22 protein-coding genes are annotated in these 26,916 nt (G+C 73.7%); 17 read left to right on the plus strand and 5 right to left on the minus strand.

The features are described from left to right. Positions 1-157 precede the first annotated feature (157 nt). Both ACTMSW_RS18460 and ACTMSW_RS18465 read left to right on the plus strand, forming a co-directional pair. Positions 158-1,513 (plus strand): molybdopterin-dependent oxidoreductase, encoded by a 1,356-nt coding sequence (locus ACTMSW_RS18460; RefSeq protein WP_441181859.1) that lies wholly within the window; start codon positions 158-160, stop codon positions 1,511-1,513. Next, a complete protein-coding gene (locus tag ACTMSW_RS18465; protein ID WP_441181860.1) occupies positions 1,510-1,962 on the plus strand; it encodes a hypothetical protein in 453 nt (150 codons plus the stop codon). Before ACTMSW_RS18460 ends, ACTMSW_RS18465 begins: the two co-directional genes overlap by 4 nt. On the opposite strand, the gene ACTMSW_RS18470 is transcribed toward ACTMSW_RS18465, so the two are convergent. Beyond that, positions 1,959-2,918 carry a helix-turn-helix transcriptional regulator gene (locus ACTMSW_RS18470; protein WP_441181861.1) on the minus strand — a complete coding sequence of 320 codons (960 nt, stop codon included), beginning with the start codon at positions 2,916-2,918 and terminating at the stop codon, positions 1,959-1,961. The genes ACTMSW_RS18465 and ACTMSW_RS18470 overlap by 4 nt on opposite strands. A gap of 127 nt (positions 2,919-3,045) precedes the next feature. Here ACTMSW_RS18470 and ACTMSW_RS18475 point away from each other — a divergent pair, with 127 nt between their 5' ends. After that, positions 3,046-3,483: a VOC family protein gene (locus ACTMSW_RS18475; RefSeq protein ID WP_441181862.1), complete on the plus strand. Its 438-nt coding sequence runs from the start codon at positions 3,046-3,048 to the stop codon at positions 3,481-3,483. A 33-nt stretch (positions 3,484-3,516) separates the two neighbouring features. On the opposite strand, the gene ACTMSW_RS18480 is transcribed toward ACTMSW_RS18475, so the two are convergent. Then, on the minus strand, positions 3,517-4,236 hold the full coding sequence (locus ACTMSW_RS18480; protein WP_441181863.1) for an alpha/beta fold hydrolase: 720 nt from the start codon (positions 4,234-4,236) through the stop codon (positions 3,517-3,519). 248 nt (positions 4,237-4,484) lie between these two features. Here ACTMSW_RS18480 and ACTMSW_RS18485 point away from each other — a divergent pair, with 248 nt between their 5' ends. The 12 genes from ACTMSW_RS18485 to ACTMSW_RS18540 all read left to right on the plus strand — a co-directional run bounded on the left by ACTMSW_RS18485 (position 4,485) and on the right by ACTMSW_RS18540 (position 19,874). Then, a complete protein-coding gene (locus ACTMSW_RS18485) occupies positions 4,485-5,735 on the plus strand; it encodes a PP2C family protein-serine/threonine phosphatase (RefSeq protein WP_441181864.1) in 1,251 nt (416 codons plus the stop codon). A gap of 173 nt (positions 5,736-5,908) precedes the next feature. Next, positions 5,909-7,057, plus strand: coding sequence for a zinc-dependent alcohol dehydrogenase (locus ACTMSW_RS18490; protein WP_441181865.1), 1,149 nt, complete (start codon positions 5,909-5,911; stop codon positions 7,055-7,057). A gap of 19 nt (positions 7,058-7,076) precedes the next feature. Further along, positions 7,077-7,661, plus strand: a complete 585-nt coding sequence (locus ACTMSW_RS18495) for a hypothetical protein (RefSeq protein ID WP_441181866.1) — start codon at positions 7,077-7,079, stop codon at positions 7,659-7,661. 62 nt (positions 7,662-7,723) lie between these two features. After that, complete coding sequence (locus ACTMSW_RS18500; RefSeq protein ID WP_441181867.1) at positions 7,724-8,497, plus strand: ZIP family metal transporter; 774 nt, start codon at positions 7,724-7,726, stop codon at positions 8,495-8,497. A gap of 66 nt (positions 8,498-8,563) precedes the next feature. Next, complete coding sequence (locus ACTMSW_RS18505; RefSeq protein WP_441181868.1) at positions 8,564-8,914, plus strand: GntR family transcriptional regulator; 351 nt, start codon at positions 8,564-8,566, stop codon at positions 8,912-8,914. Continuing rightward, complete coding sequence (locus ACTMSW_RS18510; RefSeq protein WP_441181869.1) at positions 8,911-9,891, plus strand: hypothetical protein; 981 nt, start codon at positions 8,911-8,913, stop codon at positions 9,889-9,891. Before ACTMSW_RS18505 ends, ACTMSW_RS18510 begins: the two co-directional genes overlap by 4 nt. Before the next feature lie 35 nt (positions 9,892-9,926). Next, positions 9,927-10,709 carry an alpha/beta fold hydrolase gene (locus tag ACTMSW_RS18515; RefSeq protein WP_441181870.1) on the plus strand — a complete coding sequence of 261 codons (783 nt, stop codon included), beginning with the start codon at positions 9,927-9,929 and terminating at the stop codon, positions 10,707-10,709. Positions 10,710-10,946: 237 nt separating this feature from the next. Continuing rightward, positions 10,947-12,155 (plus strand): hypothetical protein, encoded by a 1,209-nt coding sequence (locus ACTMSW_RS18520; protein ID WP_441181871.1) that lies wholly within the window; start codon positions 10,947-10,949, stop codon positions 12,153-12,155. Between the two features lie 84 nt (positions 12,156-12,239). After that, entirely contained in the window at positions 12,240-14,984 is a 2,745-nt protein-coding gene (locus tag ACTMSW_RS18525; protein ID WP_441181872.1) for a LuxR C-terminal-related transcriptional regulator, read from the plus strand. A gap of 112 nt (positions 14,985-15,096) precedes the next feature. Continuing rightward, entirely contained in the window at positions 15,097-16,890 is a 1,794-nt protein-coding gene (locus ACTMSW_RS18530) for a S8 family serine peptidase (RefSeq protein ID WP_441181873.1), read from the plus strand. Between the two features lie 179 nt (positions 16,891-17,069). Beyond that, complete coding sequence (locus ACTMSW_RS18535) at positions 17,070-18,500, plus strand: serine/threonine-protein kinase (protein WP_441181874.1); 1,431 nt, start codon at positions 17,070-17,072, stop codon at positions 18,498-18,500. A gap of 201 nt (positions 18,501-18,701) precedes the next feature. Then, positions 18,702-19,874, plus strand: coding sequence for an alkaline phosphatase PhoX (locus ACTMSW_RS18540; RefSeq protein WP_441181875.1), 1,173 nt, complete (start codon positions 18,702-18,704; stop codon positions 19,872-19,874). Between the two features lie 42 nt (positions 19,875-19,916). Here ACTMSW_RS18540 and ACTMSW_RS18545 read toward each other — a convergent pair whose 3' ends face one another. Next, positions 19,917-21,098: an aminoglycoside phosphotransferase family protein gene (locus ACTMSW_RS18545; protein ID WP_441181876.1), complete on the minus strand. Its 1,182-nt coding sequence runs from the start codon at positions 21,096-21,098 to the stop codon at positions 19,917-19,919. 131 nt (positions 21,099-21,229) lie between these two features. Here ACTMSW_RS18545 and ACTMSW_RS18550 point away from each other — a divergent pair, with 131 nt between their 5' ends. After that, on the plus strand, positions 21,230-23,218 hold the full coding sequence (locus ACTMSW_RS18550; protein ID WP_441181877.1) for a hypothetical protein: 1,989 nt from the start codon (positions 21,230-21,232) through the stop codon (positions 23,216-23,218). A 185-nt stretch (positions 23,219-23,403) separates the two neighbouring features. On the opposite strand, the gene ACTMSW_RS18555 is transcribed toward ACTMSW_RS18550, so the two are convergent. Continuing rightward, positions 23,404-24,276: a hypothetical protein gene (locus ACTMSW_RS18555; protein WP_441181878.1), complete on the minus strand. Its 873-nt coding sequence runs from the start codon at positions 24,274-24,276 to the stop codon at positions 23,404-23,406. Between the two features lie 150 nt (positions 24,277-24,426). Here ACTMSW_RS18555 and ACTMSW_RS18560 point away from each other — a divergent pair, with 150 nt between their 5' ends. Continuing rightward, positions 24,427-26,295 (plus strand): sigma-70 family RNA polymerase sigma factor, encoded by a 1,869-nt coding sequence (locus tag ACTMSW_RS18560; protein WP_441181879.1) that lies wholly within the window; start codon positions 24,427-24,429, stop codon positions 26,293-26,295. Positions 26,296-26,333: 38 nt separating this feature from the next. Here ACTMSW_RS18560 and ACTMSW_RS18565 read toward each other — a convergent pair whose 3' ends face one another. Next, the gene (locus tag ACTMSW_RS18565) at positions 26,334-26,579 is read right to left on the minus strand and encodes a thiamine pyrophosphate-binding protein (protein WP_441181880.1); all 246 of its coding nucleotides are present in this window, start codon (positions 26,577-26,579) and stop codon (positions 26,334-26,336) included. Positions 26,580-26,916: the final 337 nt, after the last annotated feature.

Genomic DNA, 26,916 nt, shown 5'->3' on the forward strand with positions numbered 1-26,916 from the left:
CCAGCGTAGGGCGGCCGGCCGGGGCCGGGGTCGACTTCGCCCGGCCGTAAGGACCTCGCAACAAGTGCGCCGCGACCTCGGGCCGGCACGGTTCGGTAAGGCTTCGGTAATGCGCCGAATCGGGGCCCGGCGCCCGGCGCGGACCTAGCCTTCACCCGTGAGCAGCGACGACGCCTCTCCCGCCGGGGACGATCCCGCCGGGGCGGGGTACGGCTTCCCCCGGCGCTGGTGGCGAGCCCTGGCCGCCCACCCGCCGCCCGGTGTTCGCGGGCTCCCCCGACGGTGGCGCAGCCCGCTGCGCGGTCCCTGGCTGACCTCGACGTTCGGCCTGGTCCTGCTCGTCACCCTGCCCCTGGTGATCGTCACCGGGCTGCTGGACCACCTGGCGTACGGCCCCCGGTTCTCCCAGGCGTTCCCGAGCGACGTCGGATGGCTGAGACCGCCCGCCGTGGACTGGCCGACCCGGCCGTCCTGGCTGTTCCGGGTCACCCAGGGCCTGCACGTGACGCTCGGGATCATGCTCGTGCCGGTCGTGCTGGCGAAGCTCTGGTCGGTGCTGCCGAAGCTGTTCGACTGGCCACCGGCTCGCTCGGTGGCCCAGGTGCTGGAACGGCTGACGCTGCTCCTGCTGGTCGGTGGAATCCTGTTCGAGATCGCCACCGGGCTGCTGAACATGCAGTACGCGTACCTCTTCGGGTTCGACTTCTACACCGCGCACTACTTCGGCGCGTGGGTCTTCACCGCCGCCCTCGTCGCGCACGTGGCGCTCAAGCTGCCCCGGCTGGTCACCGCGCTGCGGTCCCGCCCGGCCCGCCGGGAACTGGCGACGCCGCGCGCCGCCACCCGCCCCGAGCCGCCCGACCCGGACGGGCTGGTGGCACCCGCGCCGGGCGCGGCGACGGTCAGCCGGCGCGGCGCGATCGCGCTGGTGGGAGGCCTGTCCGTGCTGCTGGGGGCGCTCACCGTCGGACAGAGCCTGGACGGTGCGTGGCGGCGTACCGCCCTGCTGCTGCCGCGCGGCCGGCAGCCCGGCAGCGACCCGAACGGGTTCGTGGTCAACCGCACCGCGCTCGCCGCCGGAATCCGCCCGGACGACACCGGGCCGGCCTGGCGGCTGACGCTGCGCGCCGGCGACCGGCAGCTCGCCCTGGACCGCGCCGCGCTGCTCGCCCTGCCGCAGCACACGGCACGCCTGCCGATCGCGTGCGTGGAGGGCTGGTCGACGTTGCAGACCTGGACCGGCGTACGCCTGCGCGACCTCGCCGCCCTCGTCGGCACGGACGACGTCGACGCGACGACGGTACGGTCGTTGGAGAAGGCGGGTCTGTTCCGGCAGGCCACGCTCGCCGCCAACCAGGTCCTCGATCCGGACTCGCTGCTCGCGCTCCGGGTCAACGGCGCCGACCTGGCACCGGACCACGGGTGGCCGGCGCGGGTCATCGTGCCGGCGCTGCCCGGGGTGCACTGCACGAAGTGGGTGGCCGAGATCGACTTCGCCGGGGCGGCCCGGTGAGGGCCGTCTACGGTGCACCGCTGCGGCACCTGCTGCTGATGGCCGGCGCGTTCGCCGTCGCCGGATGGGTGCTGCTGCGGATCGCCGGTGAGTCGACGGCGGGCGCGATTCTGCTCTGGTTCGTGGGCGCGGTGGTCGCGCACGACCTGGTCCTCTTCCCCGCCTACGCGGCGGTGGACCGGGTGCTGCGCGCCCGGGTGGCCGCCGCGGTCGACGGCCCGTCCCCGCTCAACCACGTCCGCGTGCCGGCGCTCGCCGCCGGGCTGCTGTTCCTCGTGTACCTGCCGGGAATCCTCGCCCAGGGCCGGGACACCTACCGGGCGGCGACCGGGCTGGAACGGGAACCGCTGCTCGGGCGGTGGCTGCTGCTCACCGCCGCGCTCTTCCTGGCCAGCGGTCTGGCGTACGGGGTGCGGCAGTGGCGGGCGCGCCCCGGCAGCAGGGACTAGCGGGGGTCGGCCATCGCCGCGAGGCGGCGGGCCAGCAGGACCGCGGCCTCGCGCAGCTCCGCAGGCTCCAGAACCTCCGCCTCGAAGCCCAGCCGGGCGACGTGCGCGGCGAGCCAGTCCAGGTCGTCCCCACCCAGGACGAGCACGCACCACCCGTCGCGATCGTCCTCGACGCGTCCCACCTGGGGCGGCACCCGCTCCCGCACCGCGTCCGGCCGGGCGTGCACCCGCACCCGGGCGAGATACCGGTACGGCGCACCCGTCACCGACCGCTGCACGTAGGCGACCGGGTCGGGATGCTCGCCCGCCCGGAAGCGCCAGGTGGTCGCCACCGTCTCCCGCATCCGGTCCAGCCGGAAGGTACGCCAGTCGTCGCGGTCGACGTCCCGGGCCATCAGATACCACCGGCGGCCGGTGGTGACCATTCGCACCGGCTCCACCGTGCGTTCCCGCTCCCCGCCGTCACGGCCGGCGTACCGGAATCGCACCCGGACGGCGTCGCGACAGGCGCGCGCGAGCATCACCAGCAGCTCCGCGTCGATCTCGACCCCGGGGCCGACGAGGATCTCGGTGGCGTCGTGCACCGCCCGCACCTCGGCGCGCAGCCGGGACGGCATCACCTGGTCCAGCTTCGCGAGCGTCCGCAGGGCCGCCTCGGCCGCCCCGGCGACCGTGCCCCCCGACGCCAGCCGCAGGGAGACCGCCGTGGCGATCGCCTCCTCGTCGTCGAGGAGCAGCGGCGGCAGCCGGGTGCCCGCGCCGAGCTGATAGCCGCCCCCGACGCCGGCCGTCGCGTGCACGGGGTAGCCGAGCGCGCGCAGTCGCCGCACGTCGCGGCGGACCGAGCGGTCCGTGACGCCCAGCTCGGCGGCGAGTTCGCCGGCGGTCCAGGACGACCGACGCTGCAGCAGCCCCAGCAGCCGCAGCACCCGCTCGGTCGTCGCCTCGACGGTCACGCGCCGATCGTTGCACAGATAGCGGAACGACCCTGTCCGCAATCTGCGGCAGGGTGGAGCCGTGACGGGGAGCTCTTGCTCTGCGACCGTGACATCCACTGGCAGACCCGACAGGAGGCGAGCTGACATGGCCCGCGACGTCCAGATCACCTTCGACTGCGCCGACCCGGCCGGCCTGGCCGCGTTCTGGGCCGAGGCCCTTGGTTACCGGACGCAGGACCCGCCCGGGGGCTTCGAGTCGTGGGAGCAGGCACTGGAGGCGATGGGCGTACCGCCGGAGCGCCGCAACGACGCCTCGGCGCTGGTCGACCCCGAGGGCTCCGGGCCACGGCTGTTCTTCCAGCGCGTACCCGAAGGCAAGCAGGCGAAGAACCGGGTGCACCTCGACGTACGGGCGGCCCCGGGGCAGCAGGGCGACGCGCGGATGGCGGCCCTGGAGGCGGAGGCCGAGCGGCTCGTCTCCCACGGCGCCACCCGGCTCAGCCGTCACGAACCCGCTCCCCCGCTGGGCGCCGGTCACCTCGTGATGGCCGACCCCGAGGGCAACGAGTTCTGCCTCGACTGACAGCGCGCGGCGGGATTGGTGACGCCGGCGCGGTCAGCCACCGATGCCGCGTACCGCCTCCGTGATCGTCTCGGCGACCTCGCCGGGCTGGGACACGGTCATCGCGTGCGAGGCGCCGGCCACCTCCCGCACGCCCCGGGCACCCGCCCGCTCGGCCATGAACCGGTGCGCGGCGACCGGGATGTTCCGGTCGGCGTCCCCGAACACGAACCAGGACGGCAGGGACCGCCAGGCCGGTGACGCGGCGGACAGCCCGCCGCCGAGCGCCGCCTCGGTGACCGGGCGCTGGGTCCGCGCCATCAGCGTGGCGAGGTCACCCGGCACGTCCGCCGCGAACTGCGCGGGATAGCCGTCCTGCCCGATCGCCACCTCGTTCCCGCCGGTGGTCACCGGGTAGGACACGAGGGTGTCGGGCAGGGTGCTGCCGGGGAACCGCCCCGACAGGGTCAGCGCCGACTCGCCGGTGTCCGGACAGAACGCGTTGACGTAGACCAGGGCCCGCACGGCCGCGAGGTCGGTGGCGGCCTCGGTGATCACCATGCCGCCGTACGAGTGGCCGACGAGAACGACCGGCCCACCGATCCCGGCCACCACGTCCCGCACGTACGCGGCGTCCCCCGCGACGCTGCGCAGCGGATTGGCGGCGGCGACCACCGGGTACCCGGTGCCGAGGCGTTCGATCACACCGTTCCAGCTCGCCGACTCGGCGAAGGCGCCATGGACGAGGACGACGGTGGGTTGCTCATCTGGCACGACGATCCGCTCCCTTGCGTCGGGACGGTGGCGCGTCCGCACCCCGTCCGTTCTGCCGGCGCGGCTGATTACCCGCCCGTCCGGCGTGAAACGCCCCGCGTGCGCCGCCGGCTGAGGAGCGCGTCATGCCGGCGCCGGGCCACCCCGCATACTGCCCGCCACGCCCGCCGGCCCGGCGCGCCGGGCCGGCGGGCGTGGCGCTCGGCGTGCCGACTCCTCACCGGGTCACGGGGCCTATGCTCTGCCGCGTGACCGAGAAACGGTGGACCGGCATGGACCTGGGCAACGTGCTGCATGCCGTCGAGGACGCCGCTCCGGTCGACTCGGTGGAGGCGGTGACCCGGGGCATCGGGGTCGACCTCGGGGCGCGGTGGGTGTCGTTTCTCGTCGCGGACATGAGCGGCCGCGCTCTCGTCCGGCTGGCCCACGTTCCCCTTGGCAACCGGCCCGGCGGACGCCGGCAGGACGAGGACGTCGCCACCGTGCTGCCCTTCGACGGCGGGCCACAGGAACAGGCGCTGCGCTCCCAGCACGTGCAGGTCCGTTCCCGCGGAGATGATCACGTCGTGATGGCGCCCGTCACGCAACGGGGCGAGGCCATCGGACTGTTGGAGATATCGTTGCCGGTCGATCCGGACGACGATGCTCTGGCCGAGATCTCCCGGGCCGCGCACGCGCTGGCGTTCGTGGTGATCGCCGCCCGGCGGCACACCGACCTTTTCGAATGGGGTCAGCGGACCACTCCGTTCAGCCTCGCCGCCGAGATCCAACGGCGGCTCCTGCCCTCCTCGTTCACCTGTGAGGCCGGATCGTTCACCCTCTCGGCGTGGCTGGAGCCGGCGGCCAGCATCGGCGGAGACACCTTCGACTACAGCCTCGCACGTAACCTGCTGCACCTCAGCATCACCGACGCCGTGGGCCACGGCGTTCACAGCGCCCTGACCGCGACGCTCTGCGTCGGCAGCCTGCGCCACACCCGCCGTCGCGGTCACACCCTTCTCGACCAGGCCCGGGCCGCGAACTCGGCGCTGATCGAGAATCCGCCCGGCGGGTTTACCTTCGCCACCGGACTTCTCGGCCGGCTCGATCTGCGCACCGGCGTGCTGGCCATGGTCAACGCCGGCCACCCGACCCCACTCCTGGTCCGCGACGGAACGGTCGCGCCCCTCGTGCTACCGGTCGACCCGCCGTTCGGCGTACTGCGCGACCGGACCTTCCGCACCACCGACGTCGCGCTGCTCCCCGGCGATCGGCTCATCCTGCTCACCGACGGCATGCTGGAACGCGGTGCCGCCGGCCTCGACCTGCCCGCACGGCTGAAGGGCCTCACCGGCCTGCACCCCCGGGAGGTCGTCCGCGAACTCGGCGACGCCGTCCTCGAGGTCGCCGGACCCACCCTGCCCGACGACGCCTGCATGCTCGTCCTCGACTGGCACGGCTACCACGGCGACGACCGGTCCACCATGGCCGGCGCCGATCCGGACCGGGCGAGTACCTGAGGTACCGACGGCACGGGAAGCAGGATGGGCGCCGGCCGGTGTCCATTCCGGATGACCGGCAGCCGCCGTTGCGCGGTGTCCCAGTTTGTCGGCAGGTCGCCGGGGTACCGACGGAAGAGCTTCGGACGGTGCCGGGGCGAGGTGTCCACCAGCGCTGGTCCAGGAGGCAACCGATGCGAGCAATGGTCTACCGGGGTCCGTACCGGGTGCGGGTGGAGGAGAAGGACCGCCCCCCGATCGAACACCCCAACGACGCGATCGTACGGGTGACCCGGGCGGCGATCTGCGGGTCCGACCTGCACCTGTACCACGGGATGATGCCCGACACCCGGGTCGGCACGACCTTCGGTCACGAGTTCGTCGGCGTGGTCGACGAGGTGGGCCCGTCGGTCCAGAACGTGCGGCCCGGCGACCGGGTGATGGTCCCGTTCAACGTGTACTGCGGGTCCTGCTTCTTCTGCGCCCGAGGGCTGTTCAGCAACTGCCACAACGTCAACCCCAACGCCACTGCCGTCGGCGGCATCTACGGCTACTCACACACGTGCGGGGGGTACGACGGCGGCCAGGCCGAGTACGTCCGGGTGCCGTTCGCCGACATCGGCCCCAGCGTCATCCCCGAGTGGATGGACGAGGACGACGCCGTCCTGCTCACCGACGCCCTCGCCACCGGCTACTTCGGAGCCCAGCTCGGCGACATCGTCGAGGGGGACGTGGTGGTGGTCTTCGGGGCCGGGCCGGTGGGTCTGTACGCGGCGAAGTCGGCCTGGCTGATGGGGGCCGGCCGGGTGATCGTCGTCGACCACCTCGACTACCGGCTGGCCAAGGCCGAGTCGTTCGCCCATGCGGAAACCTGCAACTTCGCCGAGTACGACGACATCGTCGTGCACCTGAAGAAGCTCACCGACCACCTCGGCGCCGACGTGGTCATCGACGCCGTCGGGGCCGAGGCGGACGGCAACTTCCTGCAGCACGTGACCGCGACCAAGCTCAAGCTCCAGGGTGGCTCCCCGGTTGCCCTCAACTGGGCCATCGACTCGGTGCGCAAGGGCGGCACGATCTCGGTGATGGGCGCCTACGGGCCGATGTTCAGCGCGGTCAAGTTCGGCGACGCCCTGAACAAGGGGCTGACCCTGCGGATGAACCAGTGCCCGGTGAAGCGGCAGTGGCCCCGCCTGTTCGAACACATCCGCAACGGCTACCTCAAGCCCAGCGACCTGGTGACCCATCGGATCCCGCTGGAGCACATCGCCGAGGCCTACCACATCTTCTCCGCCAAGCTCGACGGCTGCATCAAGCCGCTGATCATTCCGAACGCCGCCTGACCAGACGGGGAGCCCGACCATGCCCTACACACCGGACAAGCCGACACTGGCGGAGTCCAGCGACGAGCTTCGCGCCCGGATCCCCGGGTGGGGCGCCGACCTCGATCCCAAGGACCGCCCCGCCGTACCCAGGGAGAAGTTCGACCCGGACCTCAACGGCGCACGCTGGCGCTTCCCGGAGCGGCAGCCCGAACGGTGGCCGCGGGAGCGGTCGATCGAACACAAGTTCCTCACCCCCGTGTTCGGCACCTCCTGCCCACCGCGGGGACTGTCGGGGGCGATCCGGAGGTACTCCTACCGCACGTACAGCGAGGCACGCGCCGCGCACTGGCTGCTCCTCCTGGCCGCGGACCGCGTCGATGTCGTGGAGAGCACGCTGCGGTCGTTCCTGACCCGCCGTCCCGACAATCCGCTCATCGGGAGCGGGGTGATCAGTGAGTTCACGCACCATGGACCGGCCTCCCGCGCCCAGGGCAAGCGGGTGGACCAGGTACACCACGGCCTGGACCCGATCATCGTCGCGGCGCCGTGGGTGCTCGCCGCCGGACTGGCCTACGCGGGTGCCAGGCGGATCATCCGGCGAACCCGGAGATCGATGCATTGACAGCATTAATTTTATTGGGCGGGACTGGTTGACGCGTCCGGCTGCCGGGGTATGGCGGTGGCATGGAAGCGTTCCTGTTCGGGGTGGTGGCCTCCAGCGCCCTGGTGCTGGGCGCGCTCGCCGGTGTCCGGTTCCGCCTGCCGAAGCGACTGCTGGCCGCGCTGCTCGCGTTCGCCTCGGGCGCCCTCATCACCGCGCTGGCGTTCGAGTTGTTCGAGGACGCCTATGAGCACGGGGGGATCTGGCGTGCGGTGCTGGGCCTGGTCGCGGGCGCGGTGGTGTTCACCGTGCTCAGTGCTCGCCTGGACCGGGTCGCGAGGGGCCGCCGGAAGCAACCGCACGGCAGCGAGAAACTCGACCCGGACGCGGCGGCCAGCGACCGCGCGCCGTCGACCGCGTCGGTGACCGGTGCCGCCGGGCTCGCGCTGTTGGCGGCGGTCACGCTCGACGGCGTACCGGAGAACGTCGCCCTCGGGGTCTCGCTGGGCGAGGGAACCGGGGGGCTGGCGCTGCTCGCGGCCATCTTCGTGTCGAACTTCCCCGAGGCGCTGGTCGGCAGCGCCTCGATGCGGGCGCAGGGACGCTCCCGCCGCTTCGTCCTGGGCACCTGGACCGCCTGCGCGGCCCTCCTCGTCCTGGCGGTGCTCCTCGGCGCCGGTCCACTGGCGAACGCCACGCCGGAGACGATCTCCCTTCCGCTGGCCTTCGCCGCCGGAGCGGTGCTGGCGTCGCTGGCGGACACCCTGATGCCGGAGGCCTACGAGAATGGCGGACCCGCTGTCGCCCTGAGCACCACCGCCGGCTTCGTGCTCTCCTTCGCCCTCGCCACGCTCTGACGCCGTACATCCTCGCCCACCCGGGCGCCGGTCATCTTTGTTGCTTTGTTTGTATAGAATGCGAACATGTTGGTTCGCATCGACCCCGCGTCGGGGGTCCCGCTGGCCGCGCAGATCGCCGCTCAGGTCCGGGGCGCCGTCGCCGCCGGCACGCTCGGCCCGGGCGACCGGCTTCCCGCCGCCCGGGACCTGGCCGACGGTCTACAGGTCAACATGCACACGGTCCTGCGCGCCTACGGGCAGCTGCGCGACGAGGGTCTGATCGAGCTGCGCCGCGGTCGGGGCGCCACGGTCCGCCGCGACGAGGCGGCGGACCGGGCTCGCCTGGTCGATGCGGCACACCACCTTCTCGCTGCTGCTCGACGACTCGGCCTCGACCTCGACGAGTTGGTCGCGGAAGTGCGGAGGCTCGCATGAACGGGGCTCGCCTGCGGGCGGCGGCACGGTGGTTGCCGGCCGTCGTGGTCGCCGCCGCTCCCACCGCTGTCGTACAGCTCACCGGGCGGGTCTGGCGGACCCGGCTTCCTGACCCGCTGCCCCGGCACTGGAACGCGTCCGGTCGCGTCGACGGCGTGGCCGGACTGGGTGCGACCCTCACGGCGCTGCTGTGGGTGGCCGGGATGGCCGCCGCGATCGCTCTGGTCGCGGCGCTGGCGCCCGGCCTGCGCTGGCGTGCTCGCCGCGTCGTGATCGCCGTGGCCGCCGCCGTCGCCGCGTTCTGCGCCGGGCTGTGGCTGGTCACCGTCGACCTGGCGCTGGACGCGCCGCAGGCCACCGCCGCTCCCGGACCGACCTGGCACATTCTCGCGCTGATGGGCGGCGTGACGGCGTGGACGCTGCTCGCCGCCGCGGCGTGCGGCGCCCCGCCGGCGCACCCCAAGGCCGCCAACCCTCCCCCGGCTGACCTCGAACGCATCGAGCTACGGCCCGGCCAACGCGCGGTGTGGAGCGAGGTCGGATCGGTGCCGCTCCCGGTGTACCTGGTCCTGCTGCCGTTGCTGGTCATCGCCGCGGTGCTGGCCGTGGCCGTCGACCTCTGGGTCGCGGCGCCCCTGGTGATCACCGCCCTGCTCGTGCTCGCGGTGCTGTGCACGCGACTCACCGTCGACTTCCGGGGCGTCACCGTCGGGTTCGGTCCGTGGGGATGGCCGCGGGTCCGCGTGCCGCTGGACGAGATCACCTCGGCGTGGTCGACCACGGTCCGGGTCGCCGAGTGGGGTGGCTGGGGCTACCGGATGAACCTCGACCGCGCGGGCCGCGGCCTGATCCTGCGCAACGGCCCCGGTGTGCGGTTGGAGCTGTCCGCCGACCGGTACTTCGTCGCCAGCGTCCGCGATCCGCACAGCGTGGCCGGCCTCGTCAACGGCATGCTCGACGCGGCGCGGTCCCGATGACCCGGCGGCACCGTGCTGGTGACACGACCCTCCACGTGGAGGAGTTCGGCCGGGGCAACACCCCCTGCGTGGTGCTCCTGCACGGGGCGGCCACCAGCGGCTGGATGTGGCGGGGACTCGCCGCTTCGCTCGCCGAGGACCTGCACGTACTCGTACCGGATCTGCCCGGCCATGGTCGCAGCAACACCCGGCCGTGGGTGTCGGTGGCCGACACCGTCGCGGCGATGGCCGACGTCATCCGGTCGCGCAGCCCACGGGGACGGGCCCACGTGGTCGGGCTGTCGCTCGGTGGCACCATCGTCGTCCAGCTGGCGGCGAGCGTCCCCGACGTCGTCGAGTCCGCCATCGTCAGCGGCGTCAACGTGTTGCCGTACCCGAACCCCGTCCTGATGCGCCTCGCCGGCCTGGTCATGGCGCCGCTCGTCACCTCCGGGCCGATGCTGCGCGCCACCGCGAGGGGGCTCGGCGTCCCGGCCGAGGACTTCGACGGCTTCCGGGCCTCCGCGAAGGCCATGGCCCCCGGCACCTTCCGCCGCGTCGGCGCGGAGCTGATGACCTTCGGGGTTCCGGAGGCCGCGGGTAGCTCACCGTGCCGGTTGCTCGCCGTCGCCGGCGGCAACGAACACGAGCTGATCCGGCGGTCGCTGCCGGAGCTGGCGAACGGATTCGCACACGGACAGGCGCGGCTGGCACCGGGCGTGGGCCACGGCTGGAGCGGCGAGGCGCCCGACCTGTTCGCCGCTATGGTCCGCGCCCACCTGGCAGGTGTCGCGCTTCCCGACGAGCTCCGCCCCGCGCCGGGAACCGCGCGGAGCTGACGCGGGACGTCGGGCTGCACCACGTCCCGGCCGCCATCCTGGCCCATGACGCCGGCCTCCCCGCCGCGGCCTGGCCCGCGCCGCCGTCACCGCCGGATGGCCGTCGAGACGCCACTGGCGCCGGTCGCCGCACAGTCGGAAGATGGTTCGAACCCGCCCCGTTCATGGCCCCGAATCAGGGTCCGTGGCGCTGTCAGGGCGGAAGAGCTGCCCCCGACCCGACAGCGAGGAGACCGGATGTCGCAGCCGATCCGACCAACCGCGCATGCCGTCCGGCCGGCGGTGGACCGGCGTCCACGGGCCGCGTGGTGGGTGCTGTGGGCGGTCATGTGGGTGGTGGCGGTCGACCTGCTGATCGGCGGGTCGTGGGACGCCGAGTACCACCGCACGCAGCCGTTCGACGGCTTCTTCTCGCCGCCACACCTGTTCATCTACACGTTCGCCGCCGTCGCGATGGCCCTGGTCGCCGTGCTCGACGTGCGACCGGGTCTGCGCGACTGCTTCGGTCCGCACGTCACGCTGCCCTGGCCGGTGCCGGTCCTCGGGCAGCGCCATCCGGGCTCGTTGCTCCTGCTCACCGGCGGCATGGCCGGCATCGCCCTGGCCGGCCCGGCGGACGCTGCCTGGCACACGTCCTTCGGCCTCGACGAGACCAACTGGTCCTTTCCGCATGCGATGCTGGGTTGCTCGATGGCCCTGATCAGCATCGGGTTCTGGTCCTGCCGGCACGCCCTCACCGGCGTGCCACCCATGTGGAGGGTCACCCGGTACCTGCTCGGCTATCTGACCGTGCTCGCGTGCGCGGTGGTGATGGGGCCCTTGCAGAACTACCCGACCCAAGAGTTCGCCGTCGCGGCGGGCAGCTTCGGCGCGTTGGCGACGAATCCGGACCATCAACACCTGGTCCGCATCGTCACGCAGGCGAACCTGACGCACACGAGTCCCGCGTACGTCCTCGTGGCAGCGGCCTGGGCGGGCCTGGCGCTGGGTCTCCTGCGGGCGGTGGACCCCCGGGCCCGCTACTGGCTGGTGGTGGCCGTCCTGGTCGGCCTGAGTCTGAGCGGCTCGGCCGGCGCGGAGGCGCAGCGGTACGGGCTGGCCGCCGACCCCCGGGTCACGGCGGGCCTCCCCCTGCTGACCGCCGCGCTGGTGCTGGCGCTACCGCGACCCCGCACGGTCCGGCTCCGGTACCTGATCGCCGGCGCCGCCTTCGGACTGCACGCGTTCCTCGTCTGGGGAACGGCGGTCACACCGATCGGGTACGCCCTGGCGGCCTGCGGCGCGCCGGTGCTCATGCTCGCCGGAGCGGCTGCCGGCACCCTGTTGTACCGGGTGCTCACCCGACCCGCCGGCCGGGCGTCGCTGTGGTTGACCGCGATCGCCGTCCTCCTGGTGCCGGCGGTGACCGGCACGGTGGACCTGGTCCTGCGCACCATGATCCCCTGACCGGCCACCCCGACGGACAGGCGGTGACGGGCATCGATGACTAAGGTGGTCGGCACCAGCGGCGCGACACCGAGGTGACGTGGGATGCCGGCTTTCGTGGGGCGGGAACGGGAACTGCGGATCGCCTCGGCCGTCGCACGGGCCGGTCCGTCGGTGCTGCTGGTGTCCGGCCCCGCCGGGTCGGGCAAGACGACCCTGGTCACCCGAGCGCTCGGCGCGTCGGCGCCGGTGGCGCTGGTGAGCTGTCCGGCGCTCGGCGACGCACCGCCGTACACCCTCGTCGCCGACATCCTCGCCGCCGTGCGCGGCCACGACGCCCCGGCGGAGCGACACCGGGCACCCGGCGACGGACCCGCCGCGTTGCGCGCGCTCCACGTCGCACTGCGGGCCACCGGAGGGCTCACCCTGGCGGTCGACGACCTCCAGCACGCCGACCGCCCCTCCCGGGAGGTGCTCGGCTGCCTCGCCGCCGCTCCACCCCCCGGTGTGGCGCTGCTGGTCGCCTACCGGCCGGAGGAACTGACCGGGCCGGTCTTCGGTCGGCCCTGGCGGCCCGGCCCGGCGGTCAGCACCGCCGTCCTCGACCTGCCGCCGCTGACCGCGACCGAGGTGGCCGAGCTGGCCCGGGCGGTGACGGGGCGCATCATCGAGGCCGGCACCGCCGTTGAGCTGTGCCGGCTCACCGCCGGCAACCCGCTGCTGGTCATCGAGCTGTGCCGGGCGCTGGCGCCGGAGGCCGTCGATCCCGGTACGGACGAGCCGTTGCGGCTGCCGCCGGCGGTCCCCGTGCCCCTGCCGGTCCACGAGCTGTACGCGGCCCGCCTCGCCGACCTGCCCCCGACCGCCCGGCAGGTCGCCCGCGCGGCGGCCGTGCTGCACGGCCCGGCCGGCGAGTCGACGCTGCAGCGGGTCGGCGGGCTCCGGGAGACGGCGGTCCGGCACGGCCTGCGCCGCGCCCTGCGCTCCGGCGTGCTGGTCGAGGTGGCCGCCGACCGGTACGCCTTCGCCAACGGCCTGGCCGCGGTGGCGACGTACCGGACGATTCCCGGCCCGGAGCGGCGTCGGCTGCACCGGGCCGCGTTGCGGGTGCTCGACGACGGCACCACCGACCGCCCGCTGGACGACCTGCTGCGCCATGCCCGGGCGGTCGGTGACGTGGAGCGCGTGCTGCGGTTCACCGAGGCGGCGGCTGACCGGGCGGTGGCGGTGGGACAGACCCTGCGCGCCGTCGCCCTGCTTCGGGAGGTGCTGGCCGATGCGGTGACGACCGGCGCGGCCCGGACCCGGTTGGCGCTGAAGCTGGGTCGGGTGGCGCTCACCGGGCTGGGTTACCGGGAGACCCAGCGACTGCTGGAGCAGATCCTGCAGGACCCGCACCTCCCGGCCGGCAGCCGTGGTGAACTCCGTCTCGCCCTGGGTCTGCTGCTGATGAACCAGGCCGGCCTGGCGGAACGGGGCTGCGCCGAGATCGTCCACGCGGTCGGCGAGCTGCGGCGCCGGCCCGCGCTGGCGGCGCGCGGCATGGCGGCGCTGGGCATGCCGTACTGGGGCGCCCGCCACGTCGACGAGCACCGGTGGTGGATCGAACAGGCGGAGCGGGCGGCCGTACGCGGACGCGACCCGGCGCTGGCCACCGCCGTCTTCGTCAACCGGCTCTCGCTGCTCGCCCAACTCGGCGAGCCGGAGACCTGGGCCCTGGCCGAACGGCTCACCGAGCACCTGGGCACGGTCGGGCAGCGGCAGCAGGTCGCCCGGGCGTACGGCAATCTGGCCGACTCCTGCGTCTGGCTGGGCCACCATGAGCGGGCGGCCCGCTACCTGCGCGAGGCGCTGCGCGTGGCGGCCGACGCGGGCGCGTCCTACCAGGCCATCTCCGCACGGGCCAGCGGCCTGCTGCTGGACTACGCCACCGGCAACTGGCACGGCCTGGCAGCCCGGGCCGCGCAGGTGGCCGTCGAGGCGCAGGACATGCCCCTGATCGCCGGCGACGCCCGGCTGGTGCTGGGCCGGTTGGCCATCGCCCGCGGCGAGTGGGACGAGGCGCTGCGCTACCTCGACGCGCCGGTGCTGCGCAGCGCGGCGGACGGCTCCGCGCCGCAGGTCGCCGCCGTCGCCGCGGCCCAGACCCGGGTGCTGCTGGCACAGGGTGCCCACGCGGCGGCGGTGGCGCACGCGCTGCACGGCCTGGACACCGCGCGGGGGAAGGGGACGTGGGTCTGGCACGGCGAACTCGCCCTCGCCGCGGTCACCGCCCTGCACCGGGGCGCTCGCCCGGACCAGGCCCGCCGGGTCGTGGAGGACCTGGCCGACGGTACGGCCGGCAAGGACTGCCCGTACACCGGCGCGGCCCTGCTGATGTCCCGGGCGGCCGTGGCCGAGCAGGCCGGGGAGCTGGCGGCGGCGTGGGAGTGGTACGAGGCCGCCGAACGGGCGTACGCCGCACTCCCGGCGCCGTACGACGCCGCGCAGGCCGCGGAGGCCGCGGCTCGCTGCGCCCTGGCCCGCGGCGAGTCGGCCGCGGACCGGCTGGTCGCCGTGGCCGAACGCTTCGCCCGGCTCGGCGCGGTCTCCGACGCGGCCCGGTGCCACCGGCTGGCCCGCAGTCACGGTGCGACCCCGGCGCAGCGGCGCGGCCGGCGCGGCTACGGCGTCGGGCTCTCCCCCCGGGAGCAGGAGGTGGCCCGCCTGCTCACCCTCGGCCGGACCAACCGCCAGATCGCCGAGGTGCTCTTCCTGTCCCCCCGCACCGTGGAGCACCACGTGGCGAACGTGCTGCGCAAGCTGGGCACCGACTCCCGGCACCGGGTCTCCCTGCCCGGCACGAATTAGATGGGTACCCCTACGTACCGATGCCCCGATTGTTCCCGGTAGTGACGGACGTGTTTGGTGTGGTGGCGCGGCCGCGTACCCCGAACCGTCTCCCCGCAACGAAGGAGCAACCGTGCGACCCACGAAACTTGGGGCCCTGATCGGCGGGCTCGCGCTCGCTCTGGTCCCGGTGGTGTCAGCGACCCCCGTCCAGGCTGCCGACACCCCTTCGACGACCTGGATCGTCACCCTCCGCGAGGGTGCCGCCGACCCGGGCAGGCTCGCCGCCGACCAGGCCCGCCGACACGGCGGAGAGGTGCGGCACGTGTACCGCCACGCGTTGAGCGGCTTCGCCGTGTCGCTGCCCGAGCGGGCCGCCGACGCGCTGCGCCGCGATCCCCGGGTGGTCTCGGTGCAGCGCGACCAGGTCGTGACGATCACGGCCCAGGACACCCCGACCGGCATCCGACGGATCTTCGCCGACGACAACGCCAACCTGAAGCTCAACGGCACCGCCGACTACGAGGCGGACGTCGACATCGCGATCATCGACACCGGCGTCGACGCCGACCACCCGGACCTCAACGTGGTGGAGCGGACCGACTGTCTCAACAAGACCACCTGCACCGACGGGGCGGGCGACGACGGCAACGGGCACGGCAGCCACGTCGCCGGCACCGCCGCGGCCGTCGACAACGGCATCGGCGTGGTCGGGGTCGCCCCGGGTGCCCGGATCTGGTCGGTGCGGGTGCTGGACAACAGCGGCAGCGGCCAGCTCTCCGGCGTCACCGCCGGCGTCGACTGGGTCGCCGCGCACGCCGACGAGATCGAGGTCGCCAATATGAGCCTCGGCTGCGACGGCTGCACCGACAACGCGCTGAGCACGGCGCTGACCAACGCGGTCGACAAGGGCGTGGTCTTCACCGTCGCGGCCGGCAACAACGACAAGGACGCCAAGACGTTCTTCCCGGCCAACCACCCGGACGTCATCACCGTCTCGGCGCTGGCCGACTTCAACGGCGAGCCGGGCGGCGGCGCGGCCAGCACCTGTCGTACGGACACCGACGACACGCTGGCCGACTTCAGCAACTTCGGCTCCACGGTCGAGATCGCCGCGCCCGGCGCGTGCATCTACTCGACCTACAAGGACGGCGGGTACAGCACGCTCTCCGGCACCTCGATGGCCGCGCCGCACGTGGCCGGGGCCGCCGCCCTGCTCGCCACCGGAGACAACGACCCGACCGACCGCGGCGAGGTCGAGGACATCCGGGAGAAGCTGCTGGAGACCGCGAACACCACCTGGACCGACGAGTCCGGCGACGGGGTCAGGGAGCCGCTGCTCGACGTCGGCGACGAGAACAGCTACCCGGCCCCGCCGCGCGACCCCGGCCGCCCCACCGCCGGGTTCACCGCCACCTGCTCCAACGACAACACCACCTGCTCCTTCGACGCCGGCACCTCCACCGACTCCGACGGCACCGTCACCGGCTACACCTGGGACTTCGGGGACGGCACCACCGGCACCGGCAAGACCGTCTCGCACACCTACGCCAAGGCGGGCTACTACAGCGTCAAGCTGACCGTGACCGACAACCAGGGCAAGACCGACTCGGTACGCCGTCAGGTCAAGGCCGGCGACGTCCCGCCGACCGCCGCCTTCGGTGGCTTCTGCCAGATGCAGACCTGCACCTTCAACGGTGGCGACTCCACCGACCCGGAGGGCGACATCGCCGGGTACCGCTGGAACTTCGGCGACGGGACCACCGGCAGCGGTGAGAACGTCCGGCACACGTACACCAGCAACACCTTCCGGCAGTACACGGTGACCCTGACCGTCAGCGACAGCCGCAACCAGACGCACAGCGTCAGCCGACAGGTCACCTGCTACCCGCACATCAGCACGCCGCTCTGCTACGGCCCCTTCTGATTCCCGTACCGCCCGACCGGGCGGCGTGAGAACCCGGTTCCCGACCGGCGGTCCGTCCGCCGGTCGGGAACCGGGTCGCGGCGCGGCCGTGGTCCACACCGGACCGGGGTCCGCAGCGCCGTGGCATGATGGCGCGGCGGTCACCCGCTCCCGGGCGATCCGATGTACGGACGGTGGGGATGGCGATGCTGCGCTCCGGCCTGAACCTCGGCGGCCGATACCGCCTCGACTCCCGCATCGGCGCCGGGGGCATGGGCGAGGTGTGGCGGGCGGTCGACGAGGTACTCGGCCGGGTGGTCGCGGTGAAGGCCATGCTGCCGGACGTCGCCGGCGAGGCGGATCTCGCCCGACGGTTCCTCACCGAGGCGAAGGCCATGGCCAGCGTGAACCACCCCGCCGTGGCCGCGATCCACGACTACGGCCACAGCGACGACATCGCCTTCCTGGTGATGGAGTTCATCGACGGCGAGTCGCTCTCCGAGATGCTGCGCCGATCCGGTCGGCTGTCCCCGGCCGACACGATGCGTCTCGTCGCGCAGGCGGCGGACGGCCTGCAGGCCGTGCACGACTGCGGCATCGTGCACCGGGACATCAAACCGGCCAACCTGATGATCCGCCGCAACGGTTCGTTGCTGATCACCGACTTCGGCATCTCGCGCACCGGCGACGGCACGCGCCTCACCGTCTCCGGCGCGATCCTCGGCACCCCCACCTACCTCTCGCCGGAGCAGGTGCTCGGGCAGCCGGCGACGCCGCTCAGTGACATCTACTCGCTCGGACTCACCGCCTACGAGTGTCTCGCCGGCCACCGCCCGTTCGCCGGGGACAACCCCTACGCGGTGGCACTGCAACGGGTCCAGAGCCCACCGCGCCCCCTCGACGGCGGGCTTCCCCGTCCGGTGAGCGCCGTGATCGAGCGTGCCCTGCTCACCGACCCGGCCCACCGCTGGCCGTCCGCCGCCGAGTTCGCCGACGCCGCCCGTGCCGCCGCAGACACCCACCCGGCGGCGCCGGCGCGCCCGGCCGCACCACCGGCGGCCTCGGCTCCACCTCGGTCGGTCCGGTCGCCGCGCGGGCGTTGGTCGATCGCCGCCGCGCTGCTGGCGGTCGCGCTGCTCGGCGGGATCACCGCCTGGCAGGCCAGCAGGGACACCGACCGGAGCGCGGGATCGGCGGCCGGTGCCGGAGCGGGACAGCCGAGCACCGCGCCGACGGACGCCGCCGCCCGCGCCGCCGGGTTCACCTCCTGCGGTACCGCCCTCTGCCCCACCTCCCCGCTGTGCTGGGGTGGGCTGACCTCGATCAGCGGCAAGGCCATGCCGCCGGGCCGGGTCGACTGCGCCAAAAGCCATCGCTGGGAGACCTTTGCCGCGACCTACCTGCCGGCGGACGCGGTCGAGGGGCCCCAGGACGATCTGATGGCACGCGCCGACATCGCGGCCGCCTGCTCGGCGTCGGTGCTGGCGTCGCGCGGCGGTACGACGAACACCACCGGCTGGGTCCGTGACGCCTGGCCGGTCCAGTTCACCGGCACCGACATCTGGATCGTGCACTGCCTTGCCCAGCCCGAGACCGGCGAGGCCTCCGGCTCCGCCTTCTCCACACGCTGATGCCCGCCGGTCGTCCGAGCGGCACCACTGGTGCCCGACGCATGAACGGTGGTGGACGTCCACATCGGACCTCTTGGCAGGCTGACGGGATGTCCATACGATTCCATCAATCCAACGCCGGGTGGATCGGCTGGTGAGCGTCGGCGGGCCCGGCCCTGTTCAGGCCGATCGGCCTGCCGGCCCCCACGAGAGGTGATCACGATGGACCGCAGGTGGTTCCTCCGTACCGGGGTGGTCGCGACCGGTTCGGTCGCCTTCGGCGGCTCGCTGTGGCGGTCCGCGCTGGCCGCCCCGGCGGTGCCCGGCCCCAGCCCGTACGGCGCGCTGCGGGCTCCCGACGGCAACGGGTTGCGCCTGCCCGAGGGGTTCCGCAGCCGGATCGTGGCCCGGTCCGGCGCCAGGGTGCCCGGCACCTCCTACACCTGGCACCACAACCCCGACGGTGGTGCCACCTTCGCGACGGCCACCGAGAACGGGTGGATCTACGTCTCCAACGCCGAGATCGAGGCGCCCCGGGGCGGTGCCTCGGCCATCCGGTTCGCCGGGGACGGCCGGATCCTCGGCGCGTACGCCATCCTGACCGGCACCGACCGCAACTGCGCCGGCGGGCCGACGGTGGTGGGCCGCCGGGACACGTCGGCCCGATGGCTCTCGGGTGAGGAGGTCTCCCGCGGGCAGATCTGGGAGTGCGACCCGCGCGGGCAGCAGCCCCCGGTGGCGCGGCCGGCGATGGGGAAGTTCACGCACGAGGCCGCCGCCGTCGACCCGGTACGCCAGGTCGTCTACCTGACCGAGGACCGCACCGACGGGTGCTTCTACCGGTTCCGACCCACCCGGTTCCCCGACCTGTCCAGCGGGGTGCTGGAGGTCCTGTGCTCCGCCACCACCACCGGCCCGGTGACCTGGAAGCCGGTGCCGGACCCGTCGGCCTCCGGCACGTCGACGCGCTACCAGGTCGCCGCCGCCCAGCATTTCAACGGCGGCGAGGGCTGCTGGTACGAGGACGACGTCTGCTACTTCACCACCAAGGGCGACAACCGGGTGTGGGCGTACCGGGCGGCCACCAGCGAACTCGGCCTGCTCTACGACGACGACCTGACGGTCTCCGGCACGCCGCTACGCGGCGTCGACAACATCACCATGTCGCACTCGAAGGACCTGTACGTCGCCGAGGACGGCGACGACATGGAGGTCTGCGTGATCACACCGGAGGGCGTCGTCGCCGCCTTCCTGCGGCTGGAGGGGCACGCCGGTTCGGAGTTGACCGGGGTGGCCTTCAACCCGGTCGGCGACCGGATGTACTTCTCGTCGCAGCGGGGCGTCGGCGGCGCCGGCGGCGTCACCTTCGAGGTGCACGGTCCCTTCCGTCGCTGACCCGCGACGCCCCTGCCCGGCCGGACGTCGCGACGGGGGCGCTCACGTCGGGGCCGTGACCTGCCCGAGCGCCCGCGCGAGGCAGGCGTCGACGTCGGTGGCGTGGTAGACCCGTTCGCTCGCCTCGATCCCGTCGAGGAACATCGCGTACACCGCCGCCATCCGCAGCGCCGCCACCGGCCGCAGCAGTTCCACGGCCCGTTCCGGATCGCACCCGGGCAGGTCGGCCCGCCACCGCGCACACCATTCCTCGACCACGAGCACCGACGAGGCGGCGTCGAGCCCTTCGACCAACCGCAGGACGTCGAAGGCGGGGTGCCCGACGAACGCGTCCCCCCAGTCGATGATCACCTGTCGTTCCGAGGAGGCGCGGACGTTGCCGGGGTGCAGGTCGCCGTGGACCAGCGTCTCCGGCACTCCGCACGCGCGCACCTCCGCCAACCGCGTCTCCAGTCCCGCGAGCAGGGGCTCCACGGACGAGGTGTCGTAGGCGGCCAGCCGGTCGCGGATCCAGCCGGCCAGGGTGTGCCCGCGCAGGTCCGGCACACCCGCCGCCACCAGGTCCGGCACGTCGGGGACGGACCGCAGGTGCACCGCGTGCATGTCGGCGAGCATGGGCAGCCGCTCGTCGGCGCCCGCCCCGTAGCGGTCCTCCCCGGGCACGTGGTCGAGCAGCATCCGACCGTCGCCGTCGTCGGCGAGCAGCGTCGGGGTCCGCCCCGGCACCGTCCGACTGAGCCAGCGCAGCACCGCGGCCTCGTGCCGGAAGAAGACCGGCACCTGCTTCAACCAGGCCGTCCCGGACCGGCCGTCGAGCCGCCAGATCGCCGACAGGTTCCAGGTGCGCTGCTGGGTCACGGTCTCCACCGGCCGTCCGAGCCGTCGTAGCTCCGCCCCGGCCCACGCTAGGCTGCGCGCCGGGCCGCCGGGTTCGGCGTAGGGCGCGCGCAGCGGGTCCGGCGCCAGGTCGACGTGCGCCGGGACGAGCGGCGTGGCGGGCGGCTCACCGACCTGCCCGAGGTACGTCACCGGGCCGCCGACGGCTCGCGGCCGGTCACCGGCGAGCAGGCGCAGGACGCTCACCTCGACGCCGTACCGCCGACGGGCCTCCTCCACCACGCCGCCGACCTCCTGCCACCACGGCACGGGTACGTCGAACGGCGGCAGCGCGCCCAGCGGCGTGCCGGCGGCATCGACCAGGACGAGGGTCACGGTACGGGACACGCCGGCACGCTACCGCCGGTCTCCGGTCGGGGCGAGCGCTTATCGAGCAGGCACCCGAACATTGACGGCAGTCTTTATCGGGTGTCTCATGGCGGATACCTACCGGTAACCCCGTCCCCCCGGAGGTTCCCATGCGCCCCCGTCCCCTGCGTCGCCTCGCTCGACTGATGCCCCTGGTGCTGCTGCTCGCCGCCGGGACAGTCGCCGCCCCACCCGCCCACGCGGCCGGACCCGCCGGCTGTGACCCGGCCGGCTGTCTGCTGCCCTTCCCCAGTGACGTGCACACCGTCGCCGACCCGGGCACCGACACCGGAATCCGGCTCAACCTCGACCGGGCCGACATGCCGGCGAACATCCTCGGCACCCGGATCAACCCCTGGGAGTGGAACCGCAGCGACGGCTTCTCCCCCGGGTCCGCGCTGCTCGCCCACGTCCCCGGGCTCGACGCCGCGGCGACCGGCCTCGCCCCGGCCACCGACATCGGCCGCTCGCTCGCCCCCGACGCCCCGATCGTATTGATCGACACCCGCACCGGTGCGCGGCAGCCGTACTGGGCCGAACTCGACGCCACCGCCGCCGACCGGCCCGACCGGCAGGCACTGATCATCCGGCCCGCCCGGAACCTGGACGAGAACACCCGGTACGCCGTCGGGCTACGCGACCTGCGCACCGCCACCGGCGCCCCGGTCGCCGCCTCAGAGACCTTCACGGTCCTGCGCGCCCCCACGCCCCCGGCCGATCCGGCCCTGCATCGCCGCTGGCAGTACGCGCAGCGCGCCCTCGGCTCCCTCGCCTCGGCCGGCATAGACACCGGCGAGCTGCACCTCGCCTGGGACTTCACCGTCGCCAGCCGACGTGGGCTGACCGGGCGGATGACCCACATGCGCGACGAGGCGTTCCGCCGGCTCGGCATCTTCGCCCCGGCGGTCACCATCGACGCGGTCACCGACCGGCCCGCCGACAGCGACCCGTACATCCGGCGGCGGGTCGAGGGAACCGTGCTGGTGCCCAGTTACCTGAACAACCCGCTCGGCCCGCCCGGCTCCTGGCTGAACACCGGCGACGACGGGCTGCCCGAGCAGGAGGGCGTGAACACCCAGTTGGCGAAGTTCCACTGCAACATCCCCCGCTCCGCGAGCGCCGCGACGCCGGCCCGGCCGGCGCTCTACGGGCACGGCCTGCTCGGCTCGCCGCTGGAGATCGACCAGACCCGGCTGCGGCAGTACGCGAACGAGTCGAACACGATGCTCTGCGCCACCGCCTGGATCGGCATGGCCAGCGAGGACGTACCCAACGTCATCTACTCGATCGGTGACTTCTCCCAGTTCCCGTCGATCCCGGACCGCAGCCAGCAGGGTTTCCTGAACTTCCTGTTCCTGGGTCGGGCGCTCACCCACTCCTGGGGCGGGCTCAGCACCCGCTCGGCGTTCCGCGACGGCGGCTCGCTGTTCCGCGCCGGCTCCGGTCAGCTCGTCTACCTCGGCAACAGCCAGGGCGGAATCCTCGGTGGGGCACTCTGTGCCGTCGCCACCGACTTCACCCGCTGCTCCCTGGGCGTACCCGGGGCCAACTACTCCACCCTGCTCAACCGCAGCGTGGACTTCGACCAGTTCCTTCCGGTCTTCGGCACCGCGTACCCCGACCCGCTGGATCGGCAGCTCATCCTCGGGCTCGCGCAGGTGCTCTGGGACCGGGGGGAGGCGAACGGTTACCTGCACCACCTGACCCGTGACCCGCTGCCCGGCACCCCGGCGAAGCGGGTGATCCTCGTCGAGGCGTTCGGTGACCACCAGGTGGCCAACGTCGCGACCGAGGTGATGGCGCGCAGCATCGGCGCGCGGCTGCGTACCCCGGCACTGGCGCCCGGGCGCAGCGCGGACGCCGTGCCGTTCTGGGGCATCCCGGCCGTGCCCACCCTGCCCTACGCCGGCAGCGCGCTGGTGGTGGTGGACAGCGGTTCGCCGGCGCCGCCGGCGGGCAACGTCCCACCGCGCGCCGGCCTCGACCCGCACGGCCATCCGGCCAACTCGCCGGAGATCCGGGCCATGATCGCCCGGTTCCTCGCCACCGGGGAACTCGTGGACACCTGCGCGGGGCAGCCCTGCACGGCAACGCCGTAGCCGCCTCGTCCGGTGCGGCCCCGCCAGGTGCCGGGGGTGTGGAGGCTTCGGCCGCCACATCCCCCGGCGGTCCGGTCCGGCGTCGGTGTCACCGCACGTCGTCCCGGGCCGGGAGACCACCGACCGACGCCGCGGTCCCGCGCCGGCAGACCCGGCGCGGGACCGATCGTGACTGTCGTTCGTGGTCAGCTCGCGCAGACGGCGTACGCGCGGACCTTCCAGTTGCCGCTGAAGCCGTCCTCGTCCTCCCGCGCGCCGACGGTCACCGTGGTCGATGAGGTCGCGCGCATCTCGGTCAGCCGCACCTGGCCGTTGCCACCGACGATCTCACCGCCCACGCCGTGGACCCGCTTGCCCGCCGGGCAGGTGGCCGTCACCGAGTGGAGGGCGTTCGAGCTGAAGGCGCTGTCGTCGATCACCCGCTGCTCACCGGGCAGCGGGTCGGCGCAGATCGCGGTGGCGTCCAACCACCAGCTGCCGTCGAAGCCGGTGCCGTCCTCGGCGCCGGCCACCACCACGCTGTTCTGGTGGATGCGCAGGTCCTCCAGGACGAGCTCGCTGTTCGACGCCCCGACGACCGCGCCGCCGACCCCGATGGCGTGCTTGCCGACCGGGCAGGACTTCTCGAACCAGTTCGACGAGCCGAGGCTCGGCGCCGAGTGACCGGTCACGGCCACCAGCCCCTTGGGCGCCGGGGCGCACACCGCGGTGGCGGTGACCGCCCAGGTGCCGGCGACGCCGTTCTCATCCTCACGGCCGGTCACCGAGTACGCCTTGCCGCCCATCAGTGGCTGCACGATGTCCATGCCGACCTGCCCGAGGCCCGAGCCGGTGATCGCACCGCCGCCGCCGATGACCGTGGTGCCGGCGGGGCAGGTGACGTTCTGCGTCTTGGCGAGGCTGGTGGACGGCCCGGTCGAGGTGACCCGTACCAGGTCCGGGACCGCGGTGGCCGGGGTGACCAGACCCAGTTGGGCGGTCAGGAGCGTGCCGAGCGCGGCTCCGCCCAGGACGGTGCTGCGGCGGGTCCACCGGCTGACGTTCGTAGCTGCTCGCATGGTTCTTCCTCTTCCTTGCTTCGCATGGGTTCCGTGTACGGGCGACAGGAACACCGGTAGGAGCACGAGCGGGTCGGGATGCCAACAGAAAACTGCCAAGAAAAAAAATCCCCGCTTCACTGGACCGGACGACGAACAGGGGAGGTCCCCATGGACCGGGCGGCACCGGACGACCGGGAGCTGGTCGAGGCGACACGTCGTGGCGATCGGGCCGGCCTGGAGGGCATGTACCGGCGCTACGCCGACCGGCTCTACACGTACGCCCGGTCCGTGCTGGGCGAGCCGGAGGCCGCCGCCGATGCCGTACACGACGGGTTCCTGCTCGCCAGCCGCCGCATCGACCAGCTCCGCGACCCGGACCGGCTACGCCCCTGGCTGTACGCGATCGTGCGCAACGAGTGCCTGCGGCTGCTCCGGGAGCGCTCGCGTTCGGCGCCCCTGGACGAGGCCGGCGAGGTGCCCGCCGAGCCCGTCGACCCGGGCGCCGGCCTCAACGCCGCCCAGGTCCGCGACCTGGTGCACGCCGCCACCGCCGCGCTCAACCCCGGCGACCGGGAGGTGGTGCAGCTCGCCATCCGGCACGAGCTGTCTCCCACCGACATCGGTGCCGCGTTGGGGATGCCCGCCAACCACGCGCACGCCCGGCTGTCCCGGGCCCGTACCCAGTTGGAACGGTCGCTCGGGGCGCTGCTGGTCGCCCGCAGCGGAGCCGACAGCTGCGTCCAACTGGCCGAGCTGATCGAGGGCTGGCACGGCCGGCTCACGCCGATCCTGCGCAAGCGCGTCGTGCGGCACATCGAAGGCTGCGCGGTGTGCGGGCTGCTGCGCCGCGAGCAGCTCAATCCGGCGGCGCTGCTGTCGGCCTACACGGCTCCCCCGTTCCTGGTCGTCGCGGACGCGGTCTGGCCACGACTGGCCGAGGCCGGCCTTCCGGTCACCGACGCAACGCCGTCGGCCGCCACCGCGCAACCGGCACCGCAGCCGGACGACCGGACACTGTCGACTCCCGACACCGCCACGGAGGACCTGGCCGCCACCACGCCGGCCGAGGCGGGCGACGGCCCGCCCGGGCAACCGTCCACTCCCGGCGCGCAGCCGGACGCGTCCGGATCGACCACTCCGGCGGCCGATCCGCCACCGGCCGGTGCGGCCGGCACCACGCAAGCCGCGCCAGCGCCCGCCGCGGCCCACGTGGACGGCGTGCCGATCGGCGCGATCGCCGGTCAGACAGCGCCGTCCACCACGGCTCCCGTCGCCGCAACCGCACATGCCGCGGCCCGTCCGGTCCGGGCGGGATCCCGGCCGGACGGCGAACGACGGCGTCGCCGCCGACCCGTCGTGATCGCCGGAATCCTCGTCGTCCTGGCGGCGCTCGGCACCTGGGCGGCGCTGCCGACCGGCCCCGCCGCCGGGCCTGCCGGCCGGCCCGCGGCGCAGGTGCTCGCGCCGTCCGCCGGTCCACCGGCCGCCCCGACGGGCAGCGCCCCGGCCGCGCCGCCCGGGTCCGGGGCCACGTCCACGGCCCCCCCGAGCCCTGCGTCGGCCGGTCTCGCCGGCTCTCCCGCCGCCATCCCGGCATCGGAGCCCGCCGGTCCGGACACCGGCGGGCAGGACGGCACGGCTCCGAAGGCCGGTCCCGCCGTGCCGCCGCCCGCCGCCCCGGCGCCGACGATCCGACCCCCGACCGCGCCCCGGCCGACCATCGCCCCCACGGTCGCCGCCCCGTTCACCATCTCCGCCACCGCGCGGGTGCGGTGCGGTCGCGCGTCCTCGTACAGCCTCGTCGTCCGGGCCACCGGCAGCAGCAGCCTCGTCGACGCCGAGGTGCGCTGGAGCATTCCCGGGGCCGGCGCGTCGAGCCAGGCCATGACGGTGGACGGCAGCACGGCGCGCACGACCCTCGGATCGCTGACGGCCGCCACGCTCACCTGGTCGGTACGGGCCACCGCGACGGACGGCCGCACCGCGCAGAGCCCCAGCTATCCGGTCACCGACCCGTGCCCCCAGCCGGTGGGGTGACCGGCCCTGCTCCCTTCGCCGGCCACAGCGCACCAGCGTCACCGCAGCCAGGGCTGCACGCACTCCCCCACGGGTACCAGCTGGTAGCCGCTACCCCACACCGACGTGACCTGTTGACCGACCAGCGCGAGCATCGGCTGGGAATCCAGCCGGGCGTCGTAGAGACCGTTGAGCAGATGCACCGCACCCGGTCCCTGGGTCGACAGGCACACCCTGAGCCCGCCGGTGCACTTCGCGTGGCCGCAGGCCATGAACGCGGCCGTCTCCTCGTGTCGGGCCTGCACGACTCCGGCCGCCCGGCTCGACGCAACGCCCCCATCACCCCGTCGATGCCGTCACCGGAGTAGCCGAAGACCCGGTCCACATCCCAGTCCGCGAGCCGGGCGACCACCAGGTCCGACACCGTCGCGTCCGCCATCGCCGCCTCCTCGCCTCGACCGCCCACCAGCACGGGGCGGTACCCGGATCCGGCAGAACCGAACGGACAGCACCGGTTCGGGACGTCCGACGTGTCAGGGCGCCCCCGGTGGGTACCGTGCTACCCGGGTCAAGACATGCGCCCAGGTCTGCCGAGACGCACCTCGCTGCCATCGGCAGGCCCGACTTGACCGATCCCCTGTG

Origin of the sequence: Micromonospora sp. BQ11 (assembly GCF_052068135.1) — a bacterium.
Classification (GTDB): Bacteria; Actinomycetota; Actinomycetes; order Mycobacteriales; family Micromonosporaceae; genus Micromonospora.

Excerpts from the sequence above, each read along its gene's own strand:
- ACTMSW_RS18510 (WP_441181869.1), top strand. The coding sequence starts at position 8,911 with ATGAACGGGGCTCGCCTGCGGGCGGCGGCACGGTGGTTGCCGGCCGTC.
- ACTMSW_RS18550 (WP_441181877.1), top strand. The coding sequence starts at position 21,230 with ATGCGCCCCCGTCCCCTGCGTCGCCTCGCTCGACTGATGCCCCTGGTG.
- ACTMSW_RS18525 (WP_441181872.1), top strand. The coding sequence starts at position 12,240 with ATGCCGGCTTTCGTGGGGCGGGAACGGGAACTGCGGATCGCCTCGGCC.
- ACTMSW_RS18535 (WP_441181874.1), top strand. The coding sequence starts at position 17,070 with ATGGCGATGCTGCGCTCCGGCCTGAACCTCGGCGGCCGATACCGCCTC.
- ACTMSW_RS18560 (WP_441181879.1), top strand. The coding sequence starts at position 24,427 with ATGGACCGGGCGGCACCGGACGACCGGGAGCTGGTCGAGGCGACACGT.
- ACTMSW_RS18495 (WP_441181866.1), top strand. The coding sequence starts at position 7,077 with ATGCCCTACACACCGGACAAGCCGACACTGGCGGAGTCCAGCGACGAG.
- ACTMSW_RS18520 (WP_441181871.1), top strand. The coding sequence starts at position 10,947 with ATGTCGCAGCCGATCCGACCAACCGCGCATGCCGTCCGGCCGGCGGTG.
- ACTMSW_RS18540 (WP_441181875.1), top strand. The coding sequence starts at position 18,702 with ATGGACCGCAGGTGGTTCCTCCGTACCGGGGTGGTCGCGACCGGTTCG.
- ACTMSW_RS18555 (WP_441181878.1), bottom strand. The coding sequence starts at position 24,276 with ATGCGAGCAGCTACGAACGTCAGCCGGTGGACCCGCCGCAGCACCGTC.
- ACTMSW_RS18500 (WP_441181867.1), top strand. The coding sequence starts at position 7,724 with ATGGAAGCGTTCCTGTTCGGGGTGGTGGCCTCCAGCGCCCTGGTGCTG.
- ACTMSW_RS18505 (WP_441181868.1), top strand. The coding sequence starts at position 8,564 with ATGTTGGTTCGCATCGACCCCGCGTCGGGGGTCCCGCTGGCCGCGCAG.
- ACTMSW_RS18490 (WP_441181865.1), top strand. The coding sequence starts at position 5,909 with ATGCGAGCAATGGTCTACCGGGGTCCGTACCGGGTGCGGGTGGAGGAG.
- ACTMSW_RS18475 (WP_441181862.1), top strand. The coding sequence starts at position 3,046 with ATGGCCCGCGACGTCCAGATCACCTTCGACTGCGCCGACCCGGCCGGC.